This window comes from Planktotalea sp. (genome assembly GCF_039984035.1).
Lineage (GTDB): Bacteria > Pseudomonadota > Alphaproteobacteria > Rhodobacterales > Rhodobacteraceae > Planktotalea.
The window spans coordinates 1-14,181 of record NZ_JBDWVM010000059.1; the positions used below are offsets into that span (position 1 = coordinate 1).

Below are 14,181 nucleotides of genomic sequence, written 5' to 3' on the forward strand. Positions count from 1 at the left end.
TGCGCACCGGTATTGTCGCTGACTTTTCGACGGTGGTCTTTCGCAACCGTCTGGATGAAGATGCCAAGACCGCGCTTTACCGCGTTGCGCAAGAGGCCCTGACTAATGTGGAGCGCCATGCCAAAGCCACCAAGATACGTGTAAATCTTCGCGGCGATCGGCGCGGTGCAGTTCTGACGATTTCTGACAATGGCATCGGCTTGAAAGACGCGCAATCCGCCACCTCACCTGGCAGCGGCATGGGGCTGCGCAATATGCAAGAACGCATGGACCAGATTGATGGCGCGCTCCAAGTGATCAGTTATAAAGACGGCACCACTATTGAAGCACGTGCGCCGCTCAGCCATATGCTGTCGCCAGACACTCATTCGCCCTCTAAGGCCAAGACACAAGAAGGGTCTTAACCATGACGATCCGCGTTGCGATTGTAGATGACCATCCAATGGTCACTGAAGGTATTCAAGCGATCTTGGAAAGCTATGAGGACATCGAGGTCGTCGCCACCTGTAGCTCTGGCCAGAGCATCATCGATCAGGCCGACACTCTTGAGCCGGACGTCATTCTGCTTGATCTGAATATGCCGGGTATGAACGGTCTGACGGCGACAGAACTATTGCTCGAAGTGCGCCCAGAAACACGCATTTTGGTTCTCAGCATGCACGACAGCGCCGAGTATATTAATTCGGCCCTTAATCATGGCGCGATGGGATATCTGTTGAAAGACGTGCCAACCGAGGAAATCAAAACCGCAATCGATACTGTTATGAGCGGCGAGCGTTATCTCTGCACGGGCGCCAAAGTATCCTTGGTGCCCGATGAAAACACGGAACGTCGTGACACGCTGACGGGCCGCGAGCAGACAGTTTTGCTGCAATTGGCCAAAGGGCAATCCAACAAAGAAGTTGCCGCTGCGCTGAATATTTCCGTGCGCACGGTTGAGACCCACCGCAAAAATATCAAAAGCAAACTCGGCATCTCTTCCACGGCGGGGCTGACACGCTATGCAATGGAGCATGGCGTATTGCAGGGCACCGGCACGTTTCTATGAGCCGCGTTATTTTGTTGAACAAGCCTTTCGGGGTTCTGTCCCAATTTACGGATAAAGGCACCGAAGGATCAAAGCGCCCTACTCTGTCCAAATATGTCGATGTGCCTGCAGTCTATCCCGCGGGACGATTGGATCGCGATAGCGAAGGATTGTTGGTGCTTACCGATGATGGACGCCTGCAAGCGCAGATCGCGGACCCAAAATTCAAAAAGCCGAAAACCTATCTGGTACAGGTCGAACGCATTCCGAGTGATGCCGCGCTGCAAAAGCTTCGCGATGGCGTAACGCTCAAAGATGGTAAAACACGCCCCGCCGAAGTGCGCCGGATCGATCCCCCGACCCTATGGGAGCGTGATCCGCCCGTACGGTTTCGTAAATCTGTGCCTGATTGCTGGTTAGAGCTGACGATCCGCGAAGGGCGCAATCGGCAAGTGCGCCGCATGACCGCGGCAATCGATCATCCGACACTGCGTTTGGTGCGGTGGTCTGTGGGGGACTGGACCCTCGACGGGCTCGAAAACGGCGCATGGCGCGACGCTTAAGTGCAAAGCGATTCCGCTCTCGCGATTAATTTGGCGGTAAAAGTCGCCAAAACGCCCCTCATTTTCCATGTTGTTTCGCCAAACAGGGCAAATTGCGCAACAAATGGAAAGATTTTCACACCCAAACGATACTTTTTCAGCATTCCGCCTGTTGACGCCCCTTTTGAACACACATAGTGTCTTCGCAAGTTTAAAGGAGCGAACAGTAATGAACGACCTCGTCGTCATTCTACTTTACAGGCGCATGGGCCCTTAGCGGCACCCGTGAGGGAAACCATGCGCCCCCGCCATTCGGACGGGGGCTTTTTTATGCGACGTGAACAAATTGAACATGACACTGACTATGAGATGGAGAAGAGGCACATGGCAGAAAAAATGACCGGTGCAGAAATGGTAGTTCAAGCGTTGAAGGATCAGGGCGTCGATACCGTCTTTGGTTACCCAGGCGGCGCTGTTCTTCCTATCTATGATGCAATCTTCCAGCAAAATGGCATTCGTCACGTTCTTGTCCGTCATGAACAAGGCGCGATCCATGCCGCCGAAGGTTATGCGCGCTCTACAGGCAAGCCCGGTGTTTGCTTGGTAACATCAGGCCCTGGCGCAACAAACGCCGTGACCGGTTTGACCGACGCTCTTCTCGACTCCATCCCATTGGTGGTTCTAACGGGCCAAGTTCCCACATTCATGATCGGCTCAGACGCGTTCCAAGAAGCGGACACCGTTGGCATCACCCGCCCTTGCACCAAACATAACTGGCTGGTGAAAGAAACGTCCGAGCTGTCAGGGACAATCCATGAAGCCTTCCATGTGGCCACCTCTGGTCGCCCCGGCCCCTGCTTGGTGGACATCCCGAAGGACGTTCAATTCGCGACGGACGTTTACACGCCGCCTGCCAAGGCAGACTTAGGCCATTATGAACCCCAGCTCAAAGGCGATCTGGAAACGATCACAGAGCTGGTTGAAGCTCTGGAATCCGCTGAACGCCCGATTTTTTACACAGGTGGCGGCGTTGTGAACTCTGGCCCTGCGGCCAGCCAATTGCTACGCGAGTTGGTTGATGGAACTGGTTTCCCGATCACATCGACATTGATGGGTCTGGGTTGCTATCCTGGGTCTGGCGACAAATGGCTCGGTATGCTTGGCATGCATGGCCTCTATGAAGCTAACATGGCGATGCACGGCTGTGATCTCATGATCAACATCGGCGCGCGGTTTGATGACCGTATCACGGGCGTTCTGGAGCACTTCAGCCCGAACAGCCGCAAAGCGCATATCGACATCGACCCCTCTTCGATCAACAAAGTAATTCATGTGGATATGCCTATCGTTGGCGATATCGCACATGTTCTTGAGGACCTTCTCAAGGTTTGGAAAGCGCGCGGTCGCAAAACGAACTCCGCTGCGGTGAAAAAGTGGTGGGGTCAAATCGAAGAATGGCGCGTTGTTGACTGCCTAAAGTTCAAGCAAGAAGGCAAAATCATCAAGCCGCAGTATGCTTTGCAGCGTCTTGATGCGCTTACGAAAGAATATGATCGCTACATCTGTACTGAGGTTGGCCAGCACCAAATGTGGGCAGCGCAATATTTGACGTTTGACGAACCAAATCGCTGGATGACCTCTGGTGGCCTTGGCACAATGGGTTATGGCTGCCCTGCCTCTATGGGTATTCAAATGGCACATCCTGATGCGTTGGTGATCAACGTTGCTGGCGAAGCTAGCTGGATGATGAACATGCAAGAGATGGGCACAGCCGTTCAGTACCGTCTGCCCTCCAAACAGTTCATTCTGAACAACGAGCGTTTGGGCATGGTGCGTCAGTGGCAAGAGTTGCTGCACGGTGAACGCTATTCCGAAAGCTGGTCTGAATCCCTGCCCGATTTTGTGAAGTTAGCGGAAGCTTTCGGCGCGAAAGGTATTCTGTGCTCTGATCCAGACACGCTCGATGATGCGATCATGGAAATGATCACGCATGATGGGCCTGTAATCTTTGATTGCTTGGTTGAAAAGCATGAGAACTGCTTCCCGATGATCCCATCGGGCAAAGCGCACAATGAAATGTTGCTTGGCGACGCGGACACGCAAGGCGTGATCGATGCCAAAGGTTCGGTGCTTGTTTAAGCGCCGCATTGAACACATGGCGCGGGGCGCGTGCAGCCCCGGCCGCAGCAATGGTATTTCAAGATCAAAGAAGGACTGACCATGTCACCTCTTAAAATCAAAAAAGGCTCTACAAGCCACTCCGCCTATAACCTTCGTCCGAATTTTTCCGACGTACAGGAAACCCACACGCTCGCAGTCATCGTCGATAATGAAGCGGGTGTGCTCGCCCGTGTCATCGGCCTCTTTGCTGGTCGTGGCTACAATATAGAAAGCCTGACAGTCGCCGAGATCGATCACTCCGGCAATCTAAGCCGCATCACGGTAGTCACCACAGGCACACCGCAAGTGATTGAACAGATCAAAGCACAGCTCGGGCGCATTGTTCCTGTGCATCAGGTGAACGATCTCACTGTTGAGGGCCCCGCTGTTGAGCGCGAGCTCGCTCTATTCAAAGTGGAAGGCACGGGCGAGAAACGCGTGGAAGCCCTGCGCTTGGCAGATATTTTCCGCGCAAATGCTGTGGATAGCACATTGGAAAGCTTTGTTTTTGAGCTGACGGGTCCGTCTGAAAAGATCGATGCATTTGCTGATCTAATGCGCCCATTGGGCCTGACTGAACTTGCGCGTACAGGCGTTGCCGCGCTTTCACGCGGCATTTAAATCTTAATTGAGAGCGGCGCGTTTATTTCGCCGCCGCTCCAACGCGCCTTTTGGCTGGCGCGGAACGCACAATATCATCAAATTGAACAACATTGCCCATCGACGGTGATGCAACGCTTTGATCGTCATCTTCAATCAACGTTTTGATTTGTCCTGCCGTTTTAACAACATTGTCCAAATCACTGCAGTAATGCTGCGCAATTCTACGCGGATTTTGTGCAAGGCGTACATTTTCCATCAAGGCAAGATCGAATTGAATGAGATCCCCCTCATCAAAGCGTTCCGCTGAGACGGCTTTGTGCGGCGTTTGATCCAGATAGGCGAGTTCGCCATGATCTTCACACCAAATAATCGCTTTGTTTTCAGTTGCTGCAGTCCAAATTACGACACCCAACATTCAAAAATCCTTCCCTACAAACTAGAAGGGGTATGCCAGCGCCACCCTAGGAAGTGCTATGAAATTCATAGGGCCGTTCTTTCGCAATTTGTATAAAACAAAGCGCGTGTTTATCGAATTTGTATCAGGATTTTTCGCTTTTGTATAAAGAGTGTTTCCATTCTCTTGGAATCTATCCTATTCGATCTACAATACAACTTATACGATTCTGTACTGGTAAAATGCATGAAAAATTCCCCTTACCCAATTCGTGCAGTATTTGGCCAAAACCTTAGAAAGCTATCGCAAGCTTACCCTTCGGTGTCTGAGGTATGTCGGCAAATCGACATCAACCGTGCCCAATTCAATCGATACCTTAACGGCGAAAGCTATCCGCGCCCTGATATGTTAGCGCGCATTTGCGATTTCTTCGGAACCGATGCGCGTATTCTGACAAATCCGATTGAAACGATTCAACAGGACCGTTTGGATCTATTGACCCACCCCGATATTGTTGATTTCACCAATATTGGCTCAAAACTCATTCCTGAAGACAGTTTGCCGAATGGGTTTTACCGATTTTCGCGGCGCAGCTTTCTCTATCCTGAGCACTTTGTTTCAGGGTTGCTGTTCGTTTATCGTAAAGATGGCTGGACCTTCATAAAAGGCTCGGAGCCACGCCAATCCGTGCTTGAGCAAGGCTTGCCGCAAGACGTGCGAACACGGCAATTCAAAGGTTACGTCATCCCCTTAGAGACGGGTTTTGGCGCTTTGATTTCTAGACGCAACTCGCTCACATATACGTTTAACTTCTTTTCGCCGGTTACGTCTTTTAATCATAATTTTTGGCAGGGCTATGCAGCGCGCACGGTAAATGAAGCTATCAACAGCTCCCGCGTGTCGCGTATGATCTATGAATTTCTTGGGCCTGATACTCATGAAATCCTAAAGACGGCGCGCGGTGCAGGCCTATGTGATATCAATGATCTCCCCGCGTTTCACCGTCGTTTGCTCCGCGAAAATGAGCCATTCGCGTAAATCATGACGTCGCGGTGAGAAAACTTTTGGTCGCGAAAAGGACAATGAACACACGCACCTGCAGCTAGCCTTGGTCTAGATTATCAAGGAGCGTTGTCATGACCACCAAGATTACGGACCTGTCTGCGGTACGTCGCCCGATTGAATCCGCGCAAGGCTTGCCGAACCCACATTATATTGACCCAGATGTCTTTGAAGAAGAAAAGAAAGCTGTTCTTTTCTCATCATGGGCCGGTCTGGCGGTCAGCGCGGATGTTCCTGAAATCGGTGATGCAAAGCCAATCGAATTTCTCGGCATGCCGCTCTTGTTAGTCAGGGACACGAGCGGACAAGTGCGTGTCTTTCAAAACATCTGTCGCCACCGCGGCATGATCCTTGTGGAAGAGGCCCGCAAAATCGAGGGCGCGATCCGCTGCCCCTATCACAGCTGGTGTTATGGCACGGATGGTCGTCTCGTTAGCACCCCTCATGTGGGCGGCCCTGGTCACAACCGCCACGACAGCATTGATCGCAATCTCCTTGGTCTCCTTGAGGTGCGCTCGCACATCTGGCGCGATGTGATCTGGATCAACATCGATGGCACCGCCCTGCCCTTTGAAGAAGAAAACGCAGAGCTGATCGCGCGGTGGGCTGAATTTGACAAACCGCTCTTTCATGGCGGCGCCGACAGCGCCTTTGATCTTGAGGTCAATTGCAACTGGAAGCTCGCCGTCGAAAACTACTGTGAAAGCTACCATTTGCCATGGGTCCACCCCGGCCTGAACAGCTATTCCCGCCTAGAAGATCATTACCACATCGAACAACCCGATGCTTTCTCTGGCCAAGGCACCCATGTCTACCGCCAGCTCAAGGGCGCAAACGGGCAAGTGTTTGAAGATTTTGAAGGCGTTGGTGAAAAGTGGGATGAAGCGGCCGAGTATATTTCGGTTTACCCAAACGTCCTGCTCGGCGCGCATCGCGATCATGCTTATGCCATTCTACTGATCCCCGAGAACGAGGGACGTACTGTGGAACGTGTGCACATCTATTATGCGACGCCTGAAACCGACGATGACCTGCGTGTGACCAACACCAAGCAATGGAAAGAGGTGTTTGAAGAAGACATCTTTGTCGTGGAAGGCATGCAAAAGGGCCGCTATGCGCCGCACTTTGATGGCGGTCGTTTCTCTGCGGTAATGGACAACCCGACGCACTGTTTTCACGCATGGGTCGCTGGCAAAATCCAAGCCCATCGCGCCCTCGATCAAGCGGCTGAATGAACGCGCTCGATCAACGTCTCCTTGCAGCGCACGCGCGCGATGACCGCACGGCGTTGGTGTCGCTCTATCTCGAAGCTGCCGATAGCGCTAATGACGCCGACGCCGAAGGGTTTTATCTAACGCATGCCTATGTGTTTGCGCTCGATACCGGCTCCGACCTTGCCCCGAGCTTGCATGCTCGGCTCAAAGCAGCGGGGCGCGAGGAATAACGTTACCGAGACAGAGCAGCCAAATCAGGTTTGCGATCTTTAAATTCTGTTGCCTCATGCCAGCGCTGCGCAATGCGCAATAGTTTGGCATCGCTCATGCGCGGCCCGAACAACTGCATGCCCATGGGAAGGCCCGCCGCACTAAAGCCAGCGGGGATGTTAACACATGGCACGCCAACAAGGCTGACGGGGATCACGATTTCCATCCAGCGGTGATAGGTGTCCATCGCCTGCCCTGCGATCGTCTCGGGGCTTTTCCACTCAACAGGAAATGGCCAAACCTGCGCAGATGGCAGCAAGAGCGCATCATACTCACCAAAGAGCGCGATCAGCTTCGCGTACCACTGGCTGCGGATCACGCTCAGACGATGGACGTCCATCGCAGTGAGCGCCATGCCTGTCTCAATTTCCCAAATCGCGTCCTCTTTCAGTAAGCCGCGCTGTGCAGGATCATTATAAAACGCAGCCTTGCCACCCGCATTTGCCCAAGCGCGCAGACCAACCCATGCCTCCCAAATCTTTTCCGTAGGGAACGGCGCTGGCAGTTTTTCGACCTTCGCACTTAACGCTTCAAAATGAGACAATGCGCCTTCGCAGGTATCCAGAACACCCTCTTCCATAGGATAGGCACCGCCCCAATCGCCGAGCCAGCCAATGCGCATCCCTTTGATATCCCCCGCCAATTGCGGTGCACTGGGCGCTTGTACGTAGCTATGTGGATCATCGCTATGAAGACCCGCCTGCACATCCAAAAGCATAGCAACGTCTTGCGGGCAGCGCCCCATTGGGCCCGCCACAGCAAGCTGATGAAGAAATGCATCGCCCGGCATATCGGAGGGCACCAAACCATAGGTGGGGCGCAAGCCATAGACATTGTTCCAAGCACCGGGATTACGCAGGCTGCCCATCATATCAGAGCCATCAGCAATCGGCATCATTCCTGTGGCAAGCGCGACAGCAGCGCCGCCTGACGACCCCCCAGCCGAGCGATTGAGATCATAAGGGTTACGCGTTGCACCATGCACAGGATTAAACGTATGGCTGCCAAGCCCGAATTCGGGCGTGTTCGTTTTGCCGATCACGATAGCGCCCGCTGCCTTCATACGCGCGACCATCAAATCATCTTTCGGCGCTATGAAATCAGCGAATAGCGGCGATCCAAAAGAGGTCGGCAGGCCCGCCGCATTCGCGAGATCCTTGATCGCGACAGGAAGACCATGCAGCGGTCCCTTATTCTCCATCGCGTCAGCGGCGCGCGCATCGGCCAAACAGGCCTCAGCATCGCGCAAGGAAATGATCGCATTGACGGAGCTATTTACAGCCTCAATACGGGCCAGCGTGGCGCGCATCAGTTCTTCTGCACTGAGCTCTTTGTCGCGGATGAGCCCTGCGAGCACATGCGCGTCTTGATCCAGAATATCAACCATCGCACATGCCCCTCCCAAGGCCTTATCTGAGCGGCAAACCTAGTCTTCGCCTTGCGCCTCTGCGCGGGATTTACCGGAGACATTCAATGCAAGCGTTGCGCCCATGAAACCGTCCAGATCGCCATCCAAAACCCCCTTAGTATCAGAAGTTTCAAAGTTGGTGCGCAGGTCTTTCACCATTTGATAGGGCTGCAAGACATAAGATCGGATTTGGTTGCCCCATCCGGCATCACCCGCATTTTCATGCGCCTCGTTCACCAAAGCGGATCGCTTATCGAGCTCCATCTGATAGAGCCGCGATTTCAAAGCTTTCATCGCGATGTCACGGTTTTGGTGCTGCGACTTCTCGGATGAGGTCACAACGATACCCGTGGGATGGTGCGTGATACGAACGGCAGAGTCAGTGGTGTTGACGTGCTGACCACCCGCGCCAGAAGAGCGATAGGTATCAACACGAATATCCGCTGGGTTCACTTCGATTTCAATGTTGTCATCCACGACCGGATACACCTTCACCGAGGTAAAAGATGTGTGGCGTTTCGCAGCGCTATCAAAGGGCGAAATGCGCACCAGACGATGCACGCCTGATTCAGACTTCAGCCAACCATACGCATTGGTACCGCTGATCTTATAGGCCGCAGATTTGATGCCCGCCTCTTCGCCCGCGCTTTCGGATTGTAGTTCAACCTTATAGCCGCGCTTTTCTGCCCAACGCACATACATGCGCGCGAGCATCGACGCCCAATCGCAGCTCTCGGTGCCGCCTGCGCCAGAGTTGATCTCAAGGAAGGTGTCATTACTGTCCGCTTCACCGTCAAGCAAGGCCTCTAGCTCTTTCGCCGCCGCCTTGGCCGCGAGCGCGGTGAGCGCTTCCTCAGCTTCCGTGATGACGTCTTCGTCTTCTTCCATTTCGCCGAGTTCGATTAGCTCGATGTTGTCAGACAGATCCTGCTGAATACCGGTATAAGTCGCCATGGAATCCACGAGCATCTGGCGTTCGCGCATCAGTTTCTGCGCTGCATCAGGATCATTCCATAGATCAGGATCTTCAACGCGCGCGTTAAATTCCTCTAGGCGGAACGGAGCGGTCTCCCAATCGAGACGCTGGCGAAGCAACTCTAAGGATTTTTCGATCTCATCGACTGTATTTTGGGCGTCTGCGCGCATGATGCGTCCCGTCTTAATGGCTTGCCCCTGCGTGATAAACCAGCCCTAAGCCACCCACAAGACCAAGCAGCGCTTGATCTTGTGATGTTCGCTGTTTGCGCGCTTAATATAGCCCGCCCGAGCTAAGCGTGCCAAAGGTCGCTTTCGGACCAACAACCGCCTTACGCCCAGTTGATGTCGTCACCTCTCGGGCCACCTGACCGTCTGGACGGATCAGTGACAAGTTGCTGCCCATCGCAAAACCACCGTCAAAGGACACGCCAAAGACCGGCTCTTCACCCTCGCGGAAGCACTCGTTCACAACGTTGTCGCCAGAGGCACCATCAGACAGGCGCGCGCCCGTGAAACGGTCAATTTTGATAAATTCGCAGCCTTCGGGAACACGGAAATCGCTCGCGCCATATTTCTTGGTCGCTTTGCGCATGAATTGGTTGAACACAGGACCACACATGCCGCCGCCTGAGGCCCCTTGGCCAAGGCTACGCGGCGTGTCGTGACCGATGTAGCACCCTGCAACAATACGGTTGGTAAAGCCAACAAACCAAACGTCTTTCGCATCGTTCGTCGTTCCCGTTTTACCAGCGGTTGGAACACCAAGGCTGACAGTTTTAGACGCGGTTCCGCGTTCCACAACGCCGCGCATCATGGATGTCAGCTGATAGGCCGTAACCGCGTTCATCACGCGCTCGCGCTCGGACACGATACGCGGGCTGCGGGTCGGCGCAATTGCGGGGTCATTACAATCGGTACAGATACGCGGGTCATGTTTATAGACCGTTTTACCGTAACGATCTTGCACACGGTCGACCAAGGTTGGCTCTACCCGTTCGCCGCCATTGGCAAACATCGCATAGGCCGCAACCATGTTGAACAGAGACGTTTCTTGCGAGCCAAGCGAGTTGGCGAGAACGCGGAGGAAATCACCTTTCTCATAGACGCCAAACTTTTCCGCGTAGTTGCCGACAGTATCCATGCCCACCTCTTGCGCGAGGCGAATGGTCATCAAGTTACGTGAACGTTCGATCCCCGTGCGCAGCGGCGTTGGACCATAGAAGGTCTTCGATGCGTTTTTCGGGCGCCACAGACCTTGCGGCGTGTTGATTTCAATCGGGGCATCCACAACCACGGTCGCTGGCGTATATCCGCTATCCAAAGCAGAGGCATAAACGAACGGCTTAAAGCTGGAGCCAGGCTGACGCTGCGCTTGCGTGGCGCGGTTAAAGACGGAGTTCTGATAAGAGAACCCACCCTGCATCGCGATCACACGGCCAGAGTTGACGTCCATCGCCATGAAGCCGCCCTGCACTTCTGGAACTTGGCGCAACGTCCAACGGATAAAGGCACCCGAATTGTCATCTGTCATTTGACGAATGTGGACGACTTCACCAACGCGCAACAAATCTCCTGCAACACGCGCCTTTGGACCAAGCTTGCCGTCGCTGTTACGCTTGCGCGCCCACTGCACGTCTTTTGCAGGCACCCAATGCCCGTCTTCGTCGTTTTCAACGCCTTCAATCCCGATGCGTGCTTCGTTGTTGCCAACTTCAAGCACAACGGCAGGATACCATTTGTTTTCCAAATGCACATCGCGCGCGACTGCAACGTTGCTCAATGCTTCACGCCATGCCGCTTCTGAGCCGAGCTGATCAGTAGGAATGGTTTTGCCTGTCCCGCGCCAAATCCCTTGCGAGCGGTCATAACGTTCTAGGCCACGACGCAATGCGTCGGCCGCCTCGGCCTGCATTTCAGGGTCAATCGTCGCGCGAACGGTCAAACCACCTGTGAAAAACTCACCTTCGCCGAAATCACGGCTGAGCTGGCGACGAATTTCATCGGTAAAGTAGTCGCGCGGCGGCAAGGCAGAGCGGAAACTGTCGAAATCACCGTTCTGAACCGACTTCACAGGCTTGGCGACTTCCTGTTCATACACCGCTTCTGTTAGATAGCCGTTTTCCATCATCTCCTTCAGAACGAAGTTACGACGGTTTCGCAGGCGGTCCACCTGACGCACAGGGTGATATTGGCTCGGCGCTTTTGGCATTGTCGCGAGGAAGGCCGCCTCATGCGGTTCAAGCTCGCCTAGGGTTTTGTTGAAATAGGTCTGCGAGGCCGCCGCAAATCCAAAACTGTTCTGACCGAGGAAAATCTCGTTCATATAAAGCTCTAGGATTTGATCCTTGGTGAGCGTTTCTTCAATTCGGCTCGCGAGGATGATTTCCTTGATCTTACGCTCAGCTTGGCGCGATCCATCGAGCAAAAAGTTCTTCATCACCTGCTGCGTGATCGTCGAGGCACCACGGCAACCTTTACCTGCAGATTGCACACATTCAACAGCCGCCGCCGCGATACCGCGGGTGTCATAGCCGGAATGCTCATAAAAGTTCTTATCTTCCGCCGAAATCAGCGCATGTTTGACCATGTCCGGAATTTCGTTGGCAGGCGCAAACAAACGACGTTCACGGGCGAATTCATCGATGATCTGACCTTCGCCAGAATAAATCCGTGAAATCGTGGGTGGCTTATATTGTGCAAGGCTTTCGTGACTTGGCAGGTCACGCCCATACATCCAAAAAATCGCGCCGATTGTCAGCGCGCCCATCATCACCCCCATTGTCACCAATGAGAAGATAGATCCGAAAAAAGAAACGATTGCTCTGAGCACGTGTCGGCCCCCAATTTTTTATGCTCCGTCTATACGCGCGGTTGGTCAAATGGTCAAAACACAACCTAGTCACCAACAAGCAGATTTCTGCGCATATTAACGGTGTTTTCTACTTTCTATTTACCTCTCAGCTGCGCATCCGCGGCATCGGTGAGCAGCCAAGCTTGAATTCCATTGTGAATGCCCAGCACCATCTTACTGCGCCAGACCGAGTCCATCAGTTTTGACAGATCATCTTTGCTCGAAAGGAACCCGACTTCGATCAAAACAGACGGAATATCGGGGGCCTTGAGCACGGAAAAACCCGCAGATTGAATGGGACGTTTATAGGTGTGACCCACTTCGGTATTGATCCCTAGAATAATACCGCGCGCTAAGGCCTTGGAACGTGGGCCATTTTCCATGCGGGCAAGTTCCATCAAGATCGACGCGATTTCATCGTCTTGGCCTGACAAATCGACACCCGCCAGCAAATCCGCGCGATTATGACGTTCTGCAAGCGCGGCAGAGGCCGCATCAGACGCTTCCTCAGAAAGTGTGAAAACCGCTGCGCCATTGGCTTTACCACTGGCAAGCGCATCGGCGTGAAACGAGACAAAGAGATCAGCGCCATTCGCACGCGCGATTTGAACGCGGCGTTCGAGCGATACGAATTTGTCCTCATTGCGGGTCAAAATCACATTAAAGTCGCCAGAGCGCAGCAAGGCATCGCGAACTTCTTGCGCAAGCACCAGCATAAGTTCGGCCTCGGTCACCCCATTTCCAGAGGCTCCGGGATCGATTCCCCCGTGGCCTGGATCAAGCACAACGGTGATTTCCGATGATGTCTTCTCAAAGGCTGCTGGCGTGTCGATCGGGCGCAAATTATCCCAATCCGGATCGCTTGGCGCGCCAGATTTGGCTGCGAATTCACTATCCTCTACTTCAACCAACGACACCGTGAGCCGCGCCTGCCCCGCGCCCTCATCAACCTTCAAGCCTGCATGCTGCACCACTTGTGGGCTTGGCAGATCAAGAACAAGCCGCGACCAGCCCGGTCGCACGGCTCCAAACCGCAGTGCATTGAGGTGTTTGCCACGCAACAAACGGGTCGGATCAACCGCAGCGAAATCCACTTCGCGGAAATCCAGAACCAAACGCGCAGGATCAACCAAGGTATACACACGGTATGGCACGCCTTGGGACAAAGCCAAATCAAGTTGATAGGCGCCATCTGACAGTGCAATCGTGCTGTTAGACGCGTCCAACCGTGCAAGCGCAGTAAACTCCTGCGCCTCAATACTCTGGGGCGCACTCAACAAAAGGGTGAGTGATAAACATACTGCTCTTATCATAGGCCTGTTCCGGCGCTTTGCTTTGTGCCCACTATAGAGCGCGCATCGCCGCTGCGGAACAGCTAATTTTCCGGCATTTCAGCCGTAATGTCATAGCCGTAAAGCCAGTTGAATTGATTGAGCATTTGAGTGGGTGCAAACCTGCTGCCCAGTCTCAGCACCGTATGCGCCGCCGCGCGAATGGGGCCGCGCCGCAAGTGATAGCGCCACGCATTGCCATTCGCAGCCTCGATCACTTTGCCCGCTCGCTTGCGCCGCGCGTTTTGATACAACGCAAGGCGATCAGACAACGCGCCCTCTTTTTGTAACGAGACGCAAAGCGCCCATGCATCTTCCAGCGCCATATTCGCCCCTTGGGC

The 14,181-nt window shown here is 53.7% G+C and carries 13 protein-coding genes and 1 pseudogene; 8 read left to right on the plus strand and 6 right to left on the minus strand.

Features of this window, described 5'->3' with window-relative positions:
- The 5 genes from ABJQ89_RS02605 to ilvN all read left to right on the plus strand — a co-directional run.
- Positions 1-404: ATP-binding protein (locus ABJQ89_RS02605; protein ID WP_348494714.1), on the plus strand; the 404-nt coding region annotated here is incomplete at its 5' end.
- A 2-nt stretch (positions 405-406) separates the two neighbouring features.
- Positions 407-1,048, plus strand: coding sequence for a response regulator transcription factor (locus tag ABJQ89_RS02610; RefSeq protein ID WP_348494715.1), 642 nt, complete (start codon positions 407-409; stop codon positions 1,046-1,048).
- Complete coding sequence (locus ABJQ89_RS02615) at positions 1,045-1,590, plus strand: pseudouridine synthase (RefSeq protein ID WP_348494716.1); 546 nt, start codon at positions 1,045-1,047, stop codon at positions 1,588-1,590. Before ABJQ89_RS02610 ends, ABJQ89_RS02615 begins: the two co-directional genes overlap by 4 nt.
- A gap of 363 nt (positions 1,591-1,953) precedes the next feature.
- Entirely contained in the window at positions 1,954-3,708 is a 1,755-nt protein-coding gene (locus ABJQ89_RS02620; RefSeq protein ID WP_348494717.1) for an acetolactate synthase 3 large subunit, read from the plus strand.
- An 81-nt stretch (positions 3,709-3,789) separates the two neighbouring features.
- Complete coding sequence (gene ilvN, locus ABJQ89_RS02625; RefSeq protein ID WP_348494718.1) at positions 3,790-4,350, plus strand: acetolactate synthase small subunit; 561 nt, start codon at positions 3,790-3,792, stop codon at positions 4,348-4,350.
- 22 nt (positions 4,351-4,372) lie between these two features.
- On the opposite strand, the gene ABJQ89_RS02630 is transcribed toward ilvN, so the two are convergent.
- On the minus strand, positions 4,373-4,747 hold the full coding sequence (locus tag ABJQ89_RS02630) for a hypothetical protein (protein ID WP_348494719.1): 375 nt from the start codon (positions 4,745-4,747) through the stop codon (positions 4,373-4,375).
- A 225-nt stretch (positions 4,748-4,972) separates the two neighbouring features.
- Here ABJQ89_RS02630 and ABJQ89_RS02635 point away from each other — a divergent pair, with 225 nt between their 5' ends.
- From ABJQ89_RS02635 to ABJQ89_RS02645, 3 genes are all read left to right on the plus strand, one after another.
- Complete coding sequence (locus tag ABJQ89_RS02635) at positions 4,973-5,764, plus strand: helix-turn-helix transcriptional regulator (RefSeq protein ID WP_348494720.1); 792 nt, start codon at positions 4,973-4,975, stop codon at positions 5,762-5,764.
- Positions 5,765-5,862: 98 nt separating this feature from the next.
- Positions 5,863-7,023 (plus strand): aromatic ring-hydroxylating dioxygenase subunit alpha, encoded by a 1,161-nt coding sequence (locus tag ABJQ89_RS02640; protein WP_348494721.1) that lies wholly within the window; start codon positions 5,863-5,865, stop codon positions 7,021-7,023.
- Positions 7,020-7,232, plus strand: coding sequence for a hypothetical protein (locus tag ABJQ89_RS02645; RefSeq protein ID WP_348494722.1), 213 nt, complete (start codon positions 7,020-7,022; stop codon positions 7,230-7,232). Before ABJQ89_RS02640 ends, ABJQ89_RS02645 begins: the two co-directional genes overlap by 4 nt.
- Before the next feature lie 2 nt (positions 7,233-7,234).
- Here ABJQ89_RS02645 and ABJQ89_RS02650 read toward each other — a convergent pair whose 3' ends face one another.
- The 5 genes and pseudogenes from ABJQ89_RS02650 to ABJQ89_RS02670 all read right to left on the minus strand — a co-directional run.
- A complete protein-coding gene (locus tag ABJQ89_RS02650) occupies positions 7,235-8,659 on the minus strand; it encodes an amidase (RefSeq protein WP_348494723.1) in 1,425 nt (474 codons plus the stop codon).
- 39 nt (positions 8,660-8,698) lie between these two features.
- Positions 8,699-9,826: a peptide chain release factor 2 gene (prfB, locus tag ABJQ89_RS02655; RefSeq protein ID WP_348494724.1), complete on the minus strand. Its 1,128-nt coding sequence runs from the start codon at positions 9,824-9,826 to the stop codon at positions 8,699-8,701.
- A 103-nt stretch (positions 9,827-9,929) separates the two neighbouring features.
- Positions 9,930-12,488, minus strand: coding sequence for a PBP1A family penicillin-binding protein (locus tag ABJQ89_RS02660; protein WP_348494725.1), 2,559 nt, complete (start codon positions 12,486-12,488; stop codon positions 9,930-9,932).
- A 116-nt stretch (positions 12,489-12,604) separates the two neighbouring features.
- Positions 12,605-13,822, minus strand: a complete 1,218-nt coding sequence (locus ABJQ89_RS02665) for an N-acetylmuramoyl-L-alanine amidase (RefSeq protein ID WP_348494726.1) — start codon at positions 13,820-13,822, stop codon at positions 12,605-12,607.
- Between the two features lie 62 nt (positions 13,823-13,884).
- A pseudogene (locus ABJQ89_RS02670) lies at positions 13,885-14,181 on the minus strand (monooxygenase); the annotation flags it as partial.